At 37.6% G+C, this 16,838-nt stretch carries 17 protein-coding genes; 14 read left to right on the forward strand and 3 right to left on the reverse strand.

Annotated features, from left to right (window positions below; all coding sequences use genetic code 11):
- Positions 1–2: 2 nt before the first annotated feature.
- The 3 genes from ACJG85_RS07305 to ACJG85_RS07315 all read right to left on the reverse strand — a co-directional run bounded on the left by ACJG85_RS07305 (position 3) and on the right by ACJG85_RS07315 (position 2,640).
- Positions 3–1,754 carry a PspC domain-containing protein gene (locus ACJG85_RS07305; RefSeq protein ID WP_412476026.1) on the reverse strand — a complete coding sequence of 584 codons (1,752 nt, stop codon included), beginning with the start codon at positions 1,752–1,754 and terminating at the stop codon, positions 3–5.
- 5 nt (positions 1,755–1,759) lie between these two features.
- Entirely contained in the window at positions 1,760–2,089 is a 330-nt protein-coding gene (locus tag ACJG85_RS07310) for a PadR family transcriptional regulator (RefSeq protein ID WP_121314380.1), read from the reverse strand.
- 95 nt (positions 2,090–2,184) lie between these two features.
- Positions 2,185–2,640 (reverse strand): DUF4870 domain-containing protein, encoded by a 456-nt coding sequence (locus ACJG85_RS07315; protein WP_409677453.1) that lies wholly within the window; start codon positions 2,638–2,640, stop codon positions 2,185–2,187.
- 198 nt (positions 2,641–2,838) lie between these two features.
- On the opposite strand from ACJG85_RS07315, the gene ACJG85_RS07320 reads away from it, so the two are divergent.
- The 14 genes from ACJG85_RS07320 (at position 2,839) to ACJG85_RS07385 (ending at position 16,828) form a co-directional block, all read left to right on the forward strand.
- Positions 2,839–3,291 (forward strand): DUF4442 domain-containing protein, encoded by a 453-nt coding sequence (locus ACJG85_RS07320; RefSeq protein WP_412476027.1) that lies wholly within the window; start codon positions 2,839–2,841, stop codon positions 3,289–3,291.
- Between the two features lie 76 nt (positions 3,292–3,367).
- The gene (locus tag ACJG85_RS07325) at positions 3,368–4,273 is read left to right on the forward strand and encodes a TIGR01777 family oxidoreductase (protein WP_409677449.1); all 906 of its coding nucleotides are present in this window, start codon (positions 3,368–3,370) and stop codon (positions 4,271–4,273) included.
- 273 nt (positions 4,274–4,546) lie between these two features.
- A complete protein-coding gene (locus ACJG85_RS07330; protein ID WP_412476028.1) occupies positions 4,547–5,116 on the forward strand; it encodes a nucleotide exchange factor GrpE in 570 nt (189 codons plus the stop codon).
- Positions 5,117–5,182: 66 nt separating this feature from the next.
- Positions 5,183–6,304, forward strand: a complete 1,122-nt coding sequence (gene dnaJ, locus ACJG85_RS07335) for a molecular chaperone DnaJ (RefSeq protein WP_409677445.1) — start codon at positions 5,183–5,185, stop codon at positions 6,302–6,304.
- Between the two features lie 246 nt (positions 6,305–6,550).
- On the forward strand, positions 6,551–7,471 hold the full coding sequence (locus tag ACJG85_RS07340; RefSeq protein WP_412463712.1) for an ABC transporter ATP-binding protein: 921 nt from the start codon (positions 6,551–6,553) through the stop codon (positions 7,469–7,471).
- 76 nt (positions 7,472–7,547) lie between these two features.
- Complete coding sequence (locus ACJG85_RS07345) at positions 7,548–8,852, forward strand: ABC transporter permease (RefSeq protein WP_412476029.1); 1,305 nt, start codon at positions 7,548–7,550, stop codon at positions 8,850–8,852.
- A gap of 2 nt (positions 8,853–8,854) precedes the next feature.
- Positions 8,855–9,286 (forward strand): nuclear transport factor 2 family protein, encoded by a 432-nt coding sequence (locus ACJG85_RS07350; RefSeq protein WP_412476030.1) that lies wholly within the window; start codon positions 8,855–8,857, stop codon positions 9,284–9,286.
- A 33-nt stretch (positions 9,287–9,319) separates the two neighbouring features.
- On the forward strand, positions 9,320–10,657 hold the full coding sequence (locus tag ACJG85_RS07355; protein WP_412476031.1) for a sigma-54-dependent transcriptional regulator: 1,338 nt from the start codon (positions 9,320–9,322) through the stop codon (positions 10,655–10,657).
- 170 nt (positions 10,658–10,827) lie between these two features.
- The gene (locus ACJG85_RS07360; protein WP_412476032.1) at positions 10,828–11,109 is read left to right on the forward strand and encodes a DUF7674 family protein; all 282 of its coding nucleotides are present in this window, start codon (positions 10,828–10,830) and stop codon (positions 11,107–11,109) included.
- A gap of 83 nt (positions 11,110–11,192) precedes the next feature.
- Positions 11,193–11,270, forward strand: a complete 78-nt coding sequence (gene kdpF / locus ACJG85_RS07365; RefSeq protein WP_412477188.1) for a K(+)-transporting ATPase subunit F — start codon at positions 11,193–11,195, stop codon at positions 11,268–11,270.
- Between the two features lie 3 nt (positions 11,271–11,273).
- Positions 11,274–12,974, forward strand: a complete 1,701-nt coding sequence (gene kdpA, locus ACJG85_RS07370; protein ID WP_412476033.1) for a potassium-transporting ATPase subunit KdpA — start codon at positions 11,274–11,276, stop codon at positions 12,972–12,974.
- Between the two features lie 9 nt (positions 12,975–12,983).
- On the forward strand, positions 12,984–15,002 hold the full coding sequence (gene kdpB, locus ACJG85_RS07375; protein ID WP_412476034.1) for a potassium-transporting ATPase subunit KdpB: 2,019 nt from the start codon (positions 12,984–12,986) through the stop codon (positions 15,000–15,002).
- 11 nt (positions 15,003–15,013) lie between these two features.
- Entirely contained in the window at positions 15,014–15,574 is a 561-nt protein-coding gene (locus ACJG85_RS07380; RefSeq protein WP_412476035.1) for a K(+)-transporting ATPase subunit C, read from the forward strand.
- A 171-nt stretch (positions 15,575–15,745) separates the two neighbouring features.
- Positions 15,746–16,828 carry a porin gene (locus tag ACJG85_RS07385; protein WP_412476036.1) on the forward strand — a complete coding sequence of 361 codons (1,083 nt, stop codon included), beginning with the start codon at positions 15,746–15,748 and terminating at the stop codon, positions 16,826–16,828.
- Positions 16,829–16,838 lie beyond the last annotated feature (10 nt).

Below are 16,838 nucleotides of genomic sequence, written 5' to 3' on the forward strand. Positions count from 1 at the left end.
AACTATTCAGTTTTAATGATTACACCATCACTTCCCACAGTGAGTTTTCCTTTTTTGTCTTTTTTACCCGATTTGGTTTCGGTTACTACTTTGCCGTTAATTTTAACAGTAACGGTTTCAGAGGAGTCAGATTCATCTATGATATTGATTTCTTCGGTTTGAATTCCGCCTTCCACATCGTTGTATTCGTTTTCGTCGGCCGGGCAGTTCAAGCATTTAACTTGATTTTCATCAACTTTATAAATGTATTCATCAGAGCTATGGTGCAAGTTGAAGAAGTTGTTGTCGGATTCATCAAAGTGTTGCACGGTTTCATCAGTCACAAATACGGTTCCTTTCGGAAGATACAAATACAGCTCTACACGTTGGTCGCGGAATTTGCTGGCCATTTCGGTTAACAAGTAGTTGTCTAAAAGCAACTGATTGCCAACAATCTTAAAGCCGTATCTGATTTTTTCCGCTCTTTCATTGGCCTCTTTGAACGATTTTCCGTCGGCCAACTTTTCAATTTGCAGATACGGTTGGGTTTTATCCGTGCTTTTAATTTCAAAACTGATTTGGTTGGAATAAATCACTTCATTTTTGGCCGAATCTTGTGTGAAGATAAACTCTTCATGCTCGTCCACATTTTTAGAAAAGAAATCGTTGCTGACAAATTTAATTTGCAAAGTATCTGTTGGTTGGATATTGATGGTTTCTTTAGTCACCACTTTTCCTTCAAAAGCCGATTCAGTAGATTGCTTGATTCCGATAACTACTAATGAGCCTACGGCTAAAATCCAAATGGCCAACAAACTGTATTTGACAGCGGCACTAAGCGATTTCATATTGCTCACCAACAATTTTAATCCCAATAACAAAAAGAAAAATAACGGAATTCCAATAGCCAAGAAGCACAACAATCCGAAAGCCCAAAGCGGAACATCAGTATAATTAACTGCTTCTACATAACGTTGCCAAGGTGCGTCAATGAAAGAAGTAGTGCCGAACGTAAACAATCCGATAAACAATCCGGCTAAAGACATGGCAGAGAATACCAATATGATTGAACCCAAAACTTTGGCAAACACGCCGAAGATTTTCATGATGATATCGCCTAAACCACCGGCTACTCTTTCAGCACCGGTTTTGACTTGGTTTCCCATTTCGTCGTAGTTGGCGTTTTTGAATTTGTTGGATACCGATTCAAATTCTTCTCTTACTTTCTTTTCGATGTTGGATATGGTTACCGGTTCTCCGGTCATTTCTAACTTTTCTGAAGTAGTTACGGCTTTAGGTGTAGCAATCCAAAGAATTAGATAAGCTATCACACCGAAACTGGTGAAAGCCAACAATAAAAAGATAATTTTAATCCATACCGCTTCTACGCCAAAATAGTGACCTAAACCAGTACAAACACCACCAATTAAACCTCTGTCTTTGTCACGGTATAATTTTTTTCTGTTGGTTGAAGCAAAGAAAGGTTCTGATTTTGTTTCGGTACCATCGTCGTCAATGCGGTAATCTTCCGGTTGTCCCATAACTACAATCACTTCATCAACATCTTTGTTATTGATTACGTGTTTGTCTGATTTTTGTTTTTCAGTTAAAAGCTCGGCCACACGCATTTCAATGTCTTTCATGATTTCGTCCTTGCCGGAAGAATTAGAAAGGGAACGTTTTATAGCATCAAAATATCTTGATAATTTTTGGTATGCATCTTCATCTATGTGAAAGAATAAACCACCTATATTAATATTTACTGTTTTGTTCATGATTGTTATTTTTGATTGGTTATGATGTTCACGGCGTCTGATAATTCCGTCCAAGTGCCGTTCAATTCAGTTAAAAATGTCTTGCCTAATTCGGTTAAGCCATAATATTTTCTTGGCGGCCCCGAAGTTGATTCTTCCCAACGATAGTTGAGTAATCCGTCGTTTTTAAGTCTTGTTAATAGCGGATAAACCGTTCCTTCTACTACAAGCAGTTTAGCGTTTTTTAAAGTGTCTAAGATTTCAGAAGTGTAGGCGTCTTTTTCTTTTAGGACAGACAAGATACAAAATTCTAAAACACCTTTTCGCATCTGGGCTTTTGTGTTTTCAATGTTCATAGTACATGATTTTAAATTTTTCTGATTAACATTCGTTTTTTGATTTCGGTGATGATTGAAACCGGTGATTGATTATGATTGATGATGAATTGTCTTTATTTGAAAAACGGTATACTTAACGGGTATTTGTAAAATTCTCCGTTTGATGTTTTCACGGCACCGTAAATGATCAGTACAAATTCGATTACTTTAATGAAGCAGAACAACAAGAAGGCAATAATACCCAAGATTGAAATCCCTGTTAAATTGCCCATGCTTAAGTTGTCGATTACAAAATTTCGGTCGATGTGGATGTCGCCTTCCGGTACATTTTTAAAGATTGAGTATATGAAAATCGGAATAGCAATCAAACACAACACTACAGTGTATACAAAAATGCTCAATTGAAAATTCAGTACTTGTTTGCCGTTATAATCTACAAATTCAGATTCATTTTTTTTGCTGCTCCATATTACAATAGGAAAGATGTAATTTCCAAAGGGAATAACATATTGTGTTAAAGCACTCAAGTGCAAGAACGTAGCAATGTTTTTTTCGTTAGTAGTTGTCATTTTTTTGATTTTTTTAGTTGATGATTAAAACTCCGAGCTCACAATACTATAGATAAGCTATTAATTTCTTATACAAAGATAAGGTTAAAAAAAGGTATTATGCAATACAAAGTACTTAAAATTAACAAAATATTAACATTTATAAAATCGTCTTAAACCCATAGCTTTTTTGTACTTTTATTGCAAAATCAAGTGTTTATGGAATTTTCTCCTTCAAAATTGAATACCTTCTTATTTTTTAAATTGCCTTCTGCATTTTGGTGTGGTGTTAGGGTAAAATCGATTTCAGTGCAACAATGTGTGGTTACAGTTAAGCATCGTTGGTTCAATCAAAATCCTTTTAATTCAATGTATTTTGCTGTACAAGCTATGGCGGCCGAGTTAACTACCGGTGCTTTAGTCATGATGCAAATCAAAAATTCAGGAAGAAAGATCTCTATGTTGGTGGCCAATAACAAAGGCAATTTTACCAAGAAGGCCACCGGAAGAATAACTTTTACCTGTAATGATGGTCATTTAATTGCAGAAGCCATAAAGCAAACCATTGCTACCGGAGAGGGACAAACCTTTTGGATGAAATCCGTCGGCGTTAATGAAAAAGGAGAGCAGGTTTCCGAGTTGGATTTTGAATGGAGCATTAAATTAAAGTAATCAACAAAAGTTAAACCCTTTATAATTAGTCTTTTTTTAGCAAGCTATCGTTGTAACTTTGATTAAAATTACAGTAATGAAGATTCTGATTACAGGAGCAACGGGTTTGATAGGAAGTGAGTTGGTTAAAGTATTATTAGCCAACCAACATACTGTACATTATTTAACCACTTCTGCAACCAAAATTGAAGACAAATCCAACTTGAAAGGTTTTTATTGGAATCCTCAATCCGGTAAAATTGATGAGAGTTGCCTTTATGGCGTTGAATCTATCATACATTTAGCAGGAGCCAATATTGCTAAACGTTGGACGAGATCATACAAGCAAGAAATCATTGAAAGCCGAACGTTGTCGAGCGAACTGCTTTTTAATTTGCTCAAAAAAACACCGCATCAAGTCAAGCAAATCATTGCAGCCTCCGGGACGGCTATTTATCCTCACAGTATTGCACAACAACATGATGAATCAACAGTACAAACCGAAGACAGTTTTTTGTCGAATGTGGTAAAAAAATGGGAAGCAGGTGTGAACACTTTTCAAGTATTGGGGATTAAAGTTTGTAAACTCAGAACCGGTATTGTATTATCGAACAAAGGCGGAGCTTTACCTGAAATGGTAAAACCCATAAAGTTAGGTTTTGGTTCTGCGATGGGTTCCGGTCAACAAATCCAGTCTTGGATACATATAGACGATTTGGTTGCGATGTACAACTTCGCCTTGGAAAACCAGTTAGAAGGCGTTTACAATGCCATTAGTCCGAATCCGGTGAGCAATGCAGTATTGACTAAAACCATAGCCAAAGTTTTGAAGAAACCGTTATGGTTACCCAATGTGCCCGAATTTATGATGAAACTTATCTTGGGTGAAATGGCTTACTTACTTTTTTCGAGTAAAAACCTCAGTGCTGATAAAATAAAAAAACAGGGATTTCAATTTCGTTTTCCAGATTTAGAATCGGCGCTTCATAATTTATACTCATAAAAAAGAGCTGTCAATTGACAGCTCTTTTTTTTACTATAAAAGATTGTTGAATTAATAATTTTACAGCATAAAGCCAACCTGAGAATTTGTGTTTTAAAATGTTGTGTAACAAATGTAAGACATACGAAAACGTAATAGTCTTAAAATTATATTAAAATTATATTAAATTACAGTGCTGTTAGTGTTTTATAAACAGACAAAATTGATGACAATTTGACATTTTTAAAGAATTGGCAGTACTTTTGCTAACTGAGAGTTCGGAAAAATTCCCAAATGAAAATCAAAAATATTTTTAAAAATACAACACAAATGAATACGGATAACACGGAAAAAGAGCCAATGGAAAGCGCCAATGAAAATGCAGCCAACGAAATTGAAACGGCTGAAGAGCTTAGTGTTGAAGCCCAATTACAAGAAGATTTAGCCAAAGAAAAAGATAAATTTTTACGTCTTTTTGCCGAATTTGAAAATTACAAAAAAAGAACCGCCAAAGAACGTATAGATTTGTTTAAAACTGCCAATCAGGAAGTGCTACAAGCTATGTTGCCGGTTTTAGACGATTTTGACAGAGCCATGGTGCAGATTGCCAAAAGTGAAGATGAGTTGTTGTTGAAAGGGGTTGAATTAATCCATGAGAAACTAAAAAATACTTTAGTTTCCAAAGGATTAGAACAAGTAGAGGTAAAAGCCGGTGATGATTTTAATGCCGATTTTGCTGAAGCCATCACGCAAATTCCTGCGCCAAGCGAAGAGTTGAAAGGAAAAATTGTAGACGTAGTGGAAAAAGGATATAAATTAGGCGATAAAATCATTCGTTTTCCAAAAGTTGTAATCGGAAATTAACTACCGATTGTGATTATTGCATGAAACCGGACTTACTACCGGTTTACTAAATTTTGATATAGCATTATGAGCAAAAAAGATTTTTACGAAATATTAGGGGTTTCCAAAAATGCCACAGCCGAAGAGATAAAAAAGGCTTACCGCAAAAAGGCTATTGAATTTCATCCCGACAAAAATCCGGGGAATAAAGAAGCAGAAGAAAACTTCAAAACGGCAGCAGAAGCTTATGAGGTTTTAAGTGATCCTGATAAAAAAGCCCGATACGATCAATACGGTCATGCTGCTTTCGACGGCGCCGGTGGTTTTGGCGGTGGTCATCACATGAATATGGATGATATTTTCAGTCAATTCGGAGATATTTTCGGAGGAGCTTTTGGTGGCGGATTCGGAGGTTTTGGCGGAAATGGTGGTGGACAACGTCGCGTAAAAGGAAGTAATCTTCGCATTAAAGTCAAGCTTACTTTGGAAGAAATCGCCAATGGCGTTGAGAAGAAAGTCAAAGTGAAACGCAAAATTCAAGCGCCCGGAGTAAAATATAAAACTTGTTCTACCTGTAACGGACAAGGACAAGTATTGCGTGTAACCAATACTATTTTGGGTAGAATGCAGTCGGCTACCACTTGTCACGTTTGTGGTGGTTCCGGTCAAACCATAGAAAGCAAACCCAACAATGCCGATGCTCATGGTATGATTATGGAAGATGAAACGGTATCAATTAAAATCCCGGCCGGTGTAGTTGATGGTATGCAGTTGAAAGTATCCGGTAAAGGAAACGATGCACCGGGGAACGGAATTCCGGGCGATTTAATTGTGGCTATCGAAGAACAAGAACACGAATTTTTAAAACGCGAAGGTGAAAACCTTCACTACGATTTATACATAAGCTTCCCGGAAGCAGCTTTAGGGGTTTCAAAAGAAATAGAAGCAGTTAATGGAAAAGTTAGAATTAAGTTGGAAGAAGGCATTCAATCCGGTAAAATACTTCGCTTAAAAGGCAAAGGAATTCCAAGCCTAAACAGTTACGGCAACGGCGATTTATTAGTGCATGTAAACGTTTGGACGCCAAAGACTTTAACCAAGGAACAACGCCAGTTTTTTGAAAAAGCAATGACCGATGAGCACTTCACACCAAAGCCCGAAAAGAGCGACAAATCTTTTTTTGAAAAAGTAAAAGATATGTTTTCATAATTAAAAAATATGTTTTACATTTGGTTATTACTTGGAAACAAGTAATTTCTTTTTCATAGCAATTTTTCCCATCCTTTTGTAAAAATTAGGGTGGGTTTTTTTTTGTAACAAAAATGGAGAAGTGCTACTTATTGGTTACTTTTACAGCGTTCAATAGCAATGTAAATGGAGTAAAAAATATAGAATAGTCTATCAGCATAATAATATTGCTATTGAATTTTGATATTGACATTGAAATTTTAAACTATGAGCAACATACTCGAAGTCAAACAAGTCGTTAAGCAATATGGCGATTATACTGCGCTCAACGAAGTTTCTTTAACGGTTCCTAAAGGTAGTATATACGGACTTTTGGGTCCGAATGGTGCCGGAAAAACGTCTCTTATCCGCATTATCAATCAAATTACGATGCCCGATAGCGGTGCGATCATCTTAGATGGCGAACCACTTAATCCGTCACATGTTCATGCTATTGGTTATATGCCGGAGGAAAGAGGGTTGTATAAAACCATGAAAGTAGGCGAGCAGTGTTTGTATTTGGCACAACTCAAAGGTTTGTCTAAAGCCGAAGCCAAAAAAGAATTAGACTATTGGTTTGACCGATTGGAGATTCAAGGTTGGTGGAACAAGAAAATCCAAGAACTTTCAAAAGGGATGGCTCAAAAAATCCAGTTTGTGGTTACCGTTTTGCACAAGCCGAAATTGCTCATTTTAGACGAACCGTTTTCCGGTTTTGACCCCGTTAATGCCAATTTGATTAAAGATGAAATCATCGAGTTGAACAAGCAAGGAACATCCATTATTTTCTCTACGCATCGCATGGAAAGTGTTGAAGAAATGTGTGATTACATCGCCTTGATTCACAAATCCAATAAACTCATAGAAGGCAAACTTTCTGACGTTAAAAAGCAGTACCGAACCAATAATTATGAAGTAGGTATCCTAACCAGTAATGTTGAAGGTTTAATGTATGATTTGTCACAAAAGTTTACCTTGTCGCCAACTGATTTCAAATCGCTGAACGATGAACTCAAATTAGAAATCAATCTCGGTAATGCCACACCGAACGAGTTGTTAAATACGTTGGTGCAACGCGGACAAGTCACCCATTTTATGGAAAAGATTCCGAGTGTAAACGATATATTCATTAAAACAGTAACCAGTTAAATTAAGGAATTAAGGATTTTCGGATTTAGGATTTCTTTAATTCCTACTTCCTAAATCCTTAATCATAAATGTAAATATGAGCAAACTAACACTAATCATCAAAAGAGAATTTGTGGCCAAAGTGCGCAACAAATCGTTCATAGTCATGACTTTTTTAAGTCCGCTCTTGTTTGTGGGGATAGGTGTTTTTGTGGGCTATCTCAGTACCATGAAAGCCGATCAAAAAACAATTGCCATCCATGATGAAACGGGTTTGTTTGTCAACGAATTCAAAAGTGATGAAGAATACAAATACCTTGACTTGTCGAAAGTAGATACCAAAACACTCAAGGACAGCATTATCAGTGAACACTATGAAGGCTTACTTTTTATTCCGAAACTAATGCCAACAGATTCGTTGCCAACCAAAATAGAGTATGTCTCTAACGACAGTCCGAGTGTGATGTTTGTGGAAGATTTAGAATCGGTTATCAATAACAAACTCACAACCGAAAACTACCACAAAGCCGGTTTAGATGTCAAAGCTATTGACAAAGCCCAATCCAACATCAGCATTAATTTGACCAAAGCTTCCGGAGAAGCCGCTTTGAAAGGATTAAACGAAATGAAAATCGGAATTGGCGGTGCTTTTGGCTATTTGATTATGATGTTTATCGTTATTTATGGCAATATGGTGATGCGCAGTGTGATTGAAGAAAAAGTATCTCGTATTATTGAAGTCATCATTTCCTCGGTAAAACCTTTTCAATTGATGATGGGTAAAATTATCGGGACTTCTTTGGCCGGGATATTGCAGTTTTTAATTTGGGCGATTTTAGGACTAACCGCTATGTTTGTATTGTCCTCTATTTTCGGAATCCAAGTAGGAGCCAATACGGGTGTCAACGCACAAGCCGTTCAGGCAGCCCAACAAGAAATGGGCGGTTCTATGGCTTTGTATGTAAAGGAACTTTGGAACTTGCCTATAGGTACTATTTTAATATCATTTATCTTTTATTTTATTGGCGGTTACTTTTTGTATAGCTCGTTTTACGCTTCTATTGGAGCTGCGGTTGATAACGAAACCGATTCGCAACAGTTTTTATTGCCAATCATCATGCCGCTGATTTTGGGAGTTTATATCGGATTTTTTACCGTAATCAATGATCCGCACGGAACAGTGGCAACTGTATTTTCCATGATTCCGCTAACATCTCCCATTGTAATGATGATGCGTATTCCGTTTGGCGTGCCGTTGTGGCAAATAGCCGTTTCTTTGGTCTTATTGTTTGCTACTTTCCTCTTAGTCGTTTGGTTTGCGGCCAAAATTTATCGCGTTGGTATTTTAATGTACGGCAAAAAACCAACTTGGAAAGAACTGTACAAATGGTCAAAATACTAAAGATGAGACAAGCTCTTTTGATACTCTTTTTGCTTTTTGGTTTTTCGGGTCATGCCCAAAAGGCCGAAGTGGAGCAAACCATACAAACTTTTTTCGAAGGTTTTCACGCCAAAGATACCTTGAAGATTAAGTCGACTTGCAGCGATAAACTGGTTTTACAATCCATTTCGGAAACAGCTAAGGGCAATAAGTTCTCCACCGAAACGCCTAAAGATTTTTTGATTTCTATGGCTACCATTCCGGCTGATATGCAATTTGAAGAGCGCATTTTGAGCTATAACATCCAAGTCGACGGCACTATGGCACACGCTTGGACACCCTACGAATTCTACATCAATGGTAAGTTTAGTCATAAAGGAGTTAATGCTTTTACTTTGTTTAAAACAGCCGAGGGTTGGAAAATCGTTCATCTTATCGATACCCGAAGAAAGTAAAAAAGCTATTTTTGTATCTTAAACCCATAAGATTTGAAAAATATTCTCATCATAGACGACGAAGAAAAACTTCGTGGACTTTTAGCCCGAATAGTAAAATCGGAGGGTTTTAATGTCATTGAGGCACCTGATTTAAAATCGGGTTTAAAAAAATTAGAACAAAACGATACAGATGTGTTGCTTTGTGATGTAAAACTTCCCGATGGCAATGGAGTCGATTTTCTCCAGAAAATCAAACTCGGTTTCCCAGCCTTGGAAGTTATACTTATGACCGCTTACGGAAATATTCCTGATGGTGTTCAAGCCATGAAAAACGGTGCATTTGATTATATAGTTAAAGGTGATGACAACGATAAAATTATCCCGTTGCTATACAAAGCTATCGAAAAAGCACATTTGCAAAAGAAAGTCAAACAACTCGAAAAACGCATATCCGATAAATATTCTTTTGATACCATCATCGGAAAGTCAAAAGCGATAGAACAAGTCATTGATTTGGCCAAAAAAGTAGCCAAAACCGATTCCACCGTATTGTTAACCGGAGAAACCGGAACGGGAAAGGAAGTTTTTGCACAAGCTATCCACGAAAATAGTGATCGTGCCGGCAAATCTTTCGTAGCGTTGAACTGTAGTGCTTTTAGCAAAGAAATTCTCGAAAGCGAATTGTTTGGTTATAAACAAGGGGCCTTTACCGGCGCTTTAAAAGATAAAAAAGGGTTCATTGAAGAAGCCAACGATGGCACTCTGTTTTTAGATGAGATAGGTGAAATGCCTATCGATTTACAAGCCAAATTACTCCGTGTTTTAGAAACTAGTGAATACATACCGGTGGGTGATACTACACTTAAAAAATCTAATTTTCGTTTGATTGCCGCTACCAATCGTGATTTAAAAACCGAAATCGAAAACCATGCTTTCCGTTCGGACTTGTATTTCCGATTGAATATTTTTGAGATTATTATTCCGCCTTTGCGCGAAAGAGTTAAGGATATCGCACCTTTAGTGTCCTATTTTGTCAAACAATTTTCAGATAAAACCAATAAAAAGGAATTGCAAATCTCACCTGATTTTCTTTTGAAACTTGAAGGTTATCATTGGCCGGGAAATGTTCGAGAATTGAAGAATATTATTGAACGTTCGGTTATTTTAGCAGACGATACCTTAACAACTTTGGTTTTGCCATATGAAATTCAACATTTACAAGGTAATTCGAATAAATCAATGTCGGCTTTTTCCATGCAAAGTGTCGAGAAATTACACATTCAAAAAGTACTCAATTACACTAAAGGAAACAAAGCTGAGGCAGCAAGACTATTAGAAATTGGGATTGCTACGCTCTACCGAAAACTAGACGATTACAATATTCAATAAACAATTCTCATACTACCAAAACGATAAAAGCCTATCATTTTGATAGGTTTTTTTTATGCCCATTTTTCGGCATGTAAATTATAAATCCAATAATAACAGCGTTTTACGATATTTTGTTTTAATTGGAACAACTTTTGGCATGGAGCGAATGAACATTAAAATTCATTCATATGAAAAATCAGGTTAACACCATTTACCAACAAGCACAACGGTTTGCTGAAATCACCAAAACAGCCATTGTAAAAGGAAATATTGAAAGAGCCAAAAAATGTTTGGCAGTGGCCGAGAGATTGTTTCTTACAGGTAGTAATGAAACCCAAAATGCCATCGCTAATGTTTATGTTTTCTCGGTTTCCACTTTTATGGAATTGCGTCATTGCAGTATTTCCAATCTTTTCCCAAAATCACTTAAAGCGGAATATTTGAAACAAATAAACACTTCTGGAATATGATTGCGGTTATCCTCTCAGTCAGCGGATTATTGCTATTCGCTTTATTCTTTAAATTGATTCAATTCTTTGAAAAAATCTAAACCATGATACCACTTTTTATCATTGCCATAGCGGTTTTTATCTATATCTGCTATGTCTTACTTAAACCCGAAAAATTCTAAAATATGAATTCAGAGATACTTGGAATTATCGTTATGTACGGATTGGTCATGCTTGTGGCCATCCCGCTAGGCCGTTATATCGGCAAAATTTTCAATTATGAAAACACTTGGTTGGATGCTGTTTTTAATCCAATTGACAAGTTATTTTACAAAATCGGAGGTATCAATCCGGCTAAAGAAATGAACTGGAAACAGCATTTGACAGCACTGTTGACTATCAATGCGGTTTGGTTTGTGCTTTCTATGTTGGTTTTAACCAATATGGCTTGGTTACCCTTAAATCCGGATGGAAATCCTTCTATGAGTGGCGATTTGGCCTTTAATACAACCGTGAGTTTTATTACCAATACCAATCTACAACACTATTCCGGGGAAAGCGGTTTGTCTTATTTAGGACAACTGACTTTGATGCTTTGGCAATTTATCAGTGCCGGATGTGGAATGGCCATTTGTGCTGCTGTTTTTATGGCAATGAAAGAGAAAACGTCAACAACTCTTGGCAACTTCTATAGCTTTTTTGTTCGTTCTTGTACTAGAGTTTTGTTGCCATTATCCTTTGTAGTAGCCATCATTTTGGTGATGAATGGAACGCCAATGACTTTAGAAGGGAAAGATACTATTACTACGCTTGAAGGAAATGAACAAAATGTAAGCCGAGGTCCGGTAGCTGCTTTTGTAGCCATCAAACAACTAGGTACCAACGGTGGTGGATTTTATGGTCCGAATTCGGCCAATCCAATGGAAAACCCTAATTATTTAACTAATATGGTTGAGAATGTTTCCATTGTATTAATTCCAATTGCCATGATTTTCGCATTAGGATTCATTTTAAAACGGAAAAAATTGTCTTGGATGATTTACAGCGTTATGACGTTGGGTTTTTTAATCTTATTGATACCAACTGTAATCAGTGAAATGAACGGAAATCCCGCCATTTCTCATTTAGGTATTGCTCAAAATATGGGAAGTATGGAAGGAAAAGAAGTGCGATTTGGTGCTGCAGCTTCCGCCAATTGGGCAACCTATACCACTTGTACCAGCAATGGTTCAGTCAATGCCATGCATGATAGTATGACACCTATTGCCGGAATGACTACCTTATTAGGTATGATGATCAACTGTTTTTATGGTGGTGTAGGGGTTGGTTTTTTAAACTTTTACATCTTTATCATTCTAGGGGTGTTCATCAGCGGATTGATGGTGGGAAGAACACCCGAATTTCTTGGAAAGAAAATCGAAGCCAAGGAAATGAAAATTGCCATGATTATTGCTTTGTTACACCCATTTTTAATCTTGGTTGGAACCGCTATGGCAAGTCATTTATATGCAGGAAATCCCGAAGCTTATGCCGGTTGGTTAGCCAATCCGGGTTATCATGGTTTTAGTGAAATGTTATACGAATTCACTTCGTCTTCAGCCAATAATGGTAGCGGACTTGAAGGTTTAGGCGACAATACGCCCTTTTGGAATATCGCCACCGGTATTGTGATGTTGTTAGCCAGATATTTACCCATCATCGGACCGGTTGCTATTGCCGGAATATTAGCCCAAAAACAATACATACCGGAAAGCAACGGAACCTTAAAAACAGATACTTCCACTTTCGGATTAATGGTTTTTGCAGTCATCTTTATCGTAGCCGCTTTAGCATTCTTTCCGGCTTTAACTTTAGGTCCAATCGCTGAATACTTTTCAGCTAAATAATACAATACCATGAGTACATCTCAAAATAATTTATTTCAAAAAGAGTTGGTAAACGAAGCCTTCAAACAAGCATTCGTAAAACTCAATCCCAAAGTTATGTTCAAAAATCCGGTCATGTTTACCGTCGAAATCGGAACAGTCGTTATGCTTTTTGTCTGTCTTTGGATTTTAACCGGAGAAGGTTCACAAGGAAGTTTTGCCTATAATTTTACAGTTTTCTTGGTCTTATTCCTGACTTTACTTTTCGCCAATTTCGCCGAAGCTATTGCTGAAGCAAGAGGAAAAGCACAAGCCGATAGTTTGCGGAAAACCCGTGAAGAAACACCGGCCAAATTAGAAAACGGCCAAATTGTTTCATCGGCTCAGCTAAAAAGAGGAGATATTTTTGTTTGCGAAGCAGGCGATATCATTGCCACTGACGGGGAAATCATAGAAGGTTTAGCCACCATTGATGAAAGTGCCATTACCGGCGAAAGTGCTCCGGTAATCAGAGAAGCCGGAGGCGATAAATCATCGGTTACAGGTGGAACAAAGGTATTATCAGATAAAATAAAAGTGGTTGTTACTTCCGATCCGGGAGAAAGTTTTTTGGATAAAATGATTGCTTTGGTTGAAGGTGCAAGCCGTCAAAAAACACCAAACGAAATTGCCTTAACAATACTGTTGGCCGGTTTTACTTTAGTCTTTATCATCGTAACGGTAACCTTAGCACCATTTGCTAAATATGCAAATGCACCTATATCAATAGCCTCTTTTATAGCTCTTTTTGTTTGTTTGATTCCAACTACTATCGGTGGATTATTATCAGCAATCGGAATAGCCGGTATGGACAGAGCATTGCGCGCTAACGTGATAACAAAATCCGGAAAAGCGGTGGAAACTGCAGGAGATATCGATGTTTTGCTTTTGGATAAAACTGGAACTATTACCATTGGAAACAGAAAGGCTACTGCTTTTTATCCAACCAAAGGTATTTCAAAGGAAGATTTTATCCAATCGGCTGTTTTGAGTTCGTTAGCTGATGATACACCGGAAGGCAAAAGTATAGTAGAATTGGCCGGAGTTGCGATAGCTAATAAGTTGTCCTTCGAAGGCGCAACATTAATCAAATTTACCGCAGAAACCAGAACTTCGGGTGTGGTGCTGAAAGATGGTACTAACATTAGAAAAGGCGCACAAGATGCTGTCAAAAATATAGCGATTCAAGCGGGGAATCACTTTCCAGAGGATATTAGCCAACAAGTGATAACTATTTCCTCAAACGGTGGAACGCCTTTGGTGGTGATTAAAAACAGCCAAGTGCAAGGGGTAATCGAGTTGCAGGACATTATCAAAACCGGAATGAAAGAACGTTTTGAACGTTTGCGCAAAATGGGAATCAAAACTGTAATGGTTACGGGTGATAATCCGTTGACAGCCAAATTTATCGCCGAGAAAGCCGGTGTAGATGATTTCATTGCCGAAGCCAAACCGGAAGATAAAATGAATTATATCAAGAAAGAGCAAGCCGAAGGAAGGTTAGTAGCGATGATGGGCGACGGTACCAATGATGCACCGGCTTTGGCCCAAGCCAATGTTGGTGTTGCCATGAATAGCGGAACCCAAGCGGCTAAAGAAGCCGGAAATATGGTCGATTTAGACAATGATCCTACCAAGTTAATTGAGATTGTAGAAATTGGAAAACAACTCTTAATGACCAGAGGAACGCTAACAACTTTCTCCATTGCCAATGATGTTGCTAAGTATTTTGCCATCATTCCGGCCTTGTTTATTACAGCCATTCCGGCTCTGCAAGGGTTGAATATTATGGAATTGCATAGTCCGGAAAGCGCTATTTTATCGGCGGTAATCTTTAATGCGATTATCATTCCGTTTTTGATTCCGTTAGCGTTGCAAGGAGTGACTTATAAACCAATCGGTGCTTCGGCATTGTTGCGTAGAAATTTATTTATCTATGGCATTGGCGGTGTAATCATTCCGTTTGTAGGTATCAAATTAATCGATGTAGTAGTATCCTTATTTGTTTAAAAATAGAAATCATGAAAGAAAATATTATGCCGGCAATACGATTAACACTGTTTTGTGCTGTGTTTTTCTCGGGTGTTTACACTTTGAGTATTCTTGGAATAGCCCAAATGGCGCCCAATCAAGGTAAAGGTGAAATAGTTACTGTAAACGGAAAAAATCATCACCTCAATGTGGCTCAAAAATTCATCGAAAACAAGTACTTTTGGTCTAGGCCATCAGCCGTAGATTACAATGCTGCGGGTTCGGGAGGTAGCAATAAAGGGCCAAACAATCCCGATTATTTGGCAGAAGTTGAAGCCAGAATTGATACGTTTTTGCTTAAAAACCCAACGGTAAAAAGAAGCGAAGTGCCGTCTGAATTGGTTACCGCTTCGGGTAGCGGATTGGATCCGAATATTTCGGTGCAGGGTGCCAAAGTTCAGGCAAAACGGATCGCTGAAAGCCGTAAGATATCGGAAGCGCGAGTGTTGCAAGTTATTCAGAAAAACACGGAGAAACCACTTTTAGGGTTGCTCGGTACTGAAAAAGTGAATGTGTTACAGTTAAACATAGAATTAGATCAATTAAAATAATGCCCTAGCCCAGATTTATCTCAACTAACTTTTATTTTTAATAAGAGTTCGATGAATGGTTCGCATTTGTAGTGGAAATCCTTTTTCTTTTTTTAAAAGGAAAAGATTACAACGAATAGCTGGATTATCTGCCTTTAAGCCAGGCAGGGCTTCAAATAAAAAATAAAAAAAATGAAAAAAATAATTGTTATGGCTTTAGTAGCCTTCGGATTTACAGCTCTTAACGCACAAGATACCGCTAAAGAAAAAAGCCCTTTGACATTCTCGGGCTATTTAGAAACCTATTACAGTTATGATTTTGGGAATCCCGACAATCATTTGCGTCCCGGATTTATTTATAGTCATAACAAGCACAACGAATTGAACTTCAATTTGGGGTTTGCCAAAGTGAACTACGCCAAAGATAACATTCGTGGTAATTTTGCATTGATGGCCGGAACCTATGCCGAATACAACTTGGCTGCCGAACAAGATTTGCTAAGAAATGTGTTTGAAGCCAATGTCGGTGTAAAAATATCTTCGAAACATAATTTGTGGATTGATGCCGGAATTATGCCCTCGCATATTGGTTTTGAGAGTGCTATTGGGAAAGATTGCCAAACACTGACCCGAAGTATTTTGGCGGATAATTCACCTTATTACGAGGCCGGTGCCAAAATGGGGTATACTTCACCTTCCGAAAAATGGTATTTGGCTGTCATGTATTTGAACGGTTGGCAACGCATTCAGAAAATTGACGGTAACCAAACCCCGGCTTTTGGAACACAAATTATTTATAAACCAAGCGGTAAAACAACTTTGAATTGGAGTACTTATGTTGGAAACGACCAACCCGATGCCGACAGAAAGTGGCGTTATTTTAACAATTTTTACGGTCAGTTTAAGTTGACAGACAAAACCAATTTGACCGCCGGATTTGATATTGGTGCGCAACAAACTGTAAACGGAAGCAGTGATTATGACATTTGGTATTCTCCGGTGGTGATTTTACAATATAAGCCAACAACTAAAATTCAGTTCGCTGCTAGAGGCGAATATTACCAAGACAAACAAGGTGTGATTATAGTTACCGGATCAGAGAATGGGTTTAAAACTTACGGTTTTTCTGCCAACTTTGATTATTTAGTTTCTGATAATGTGTTATTAAGAATTGAAGCCAGAAGTTTAGCCAGTAAAGACGAAGTGTTTATAAAAAACGGCAACCCAACGGATACGAATAGTTTTTTAACGACTTCTTTGGCGATTTCATTTTAATTAAGTTATC

The organism is Flavobacterium mekongense (genome assembly GCF_047038255.1).
Lineage (GTDB): Bacteria > Bacteroidota > Bacteroidia > Flavobacteriales > Flavobacteriaceae > Flavobacterium > Flavobacterium mekongense.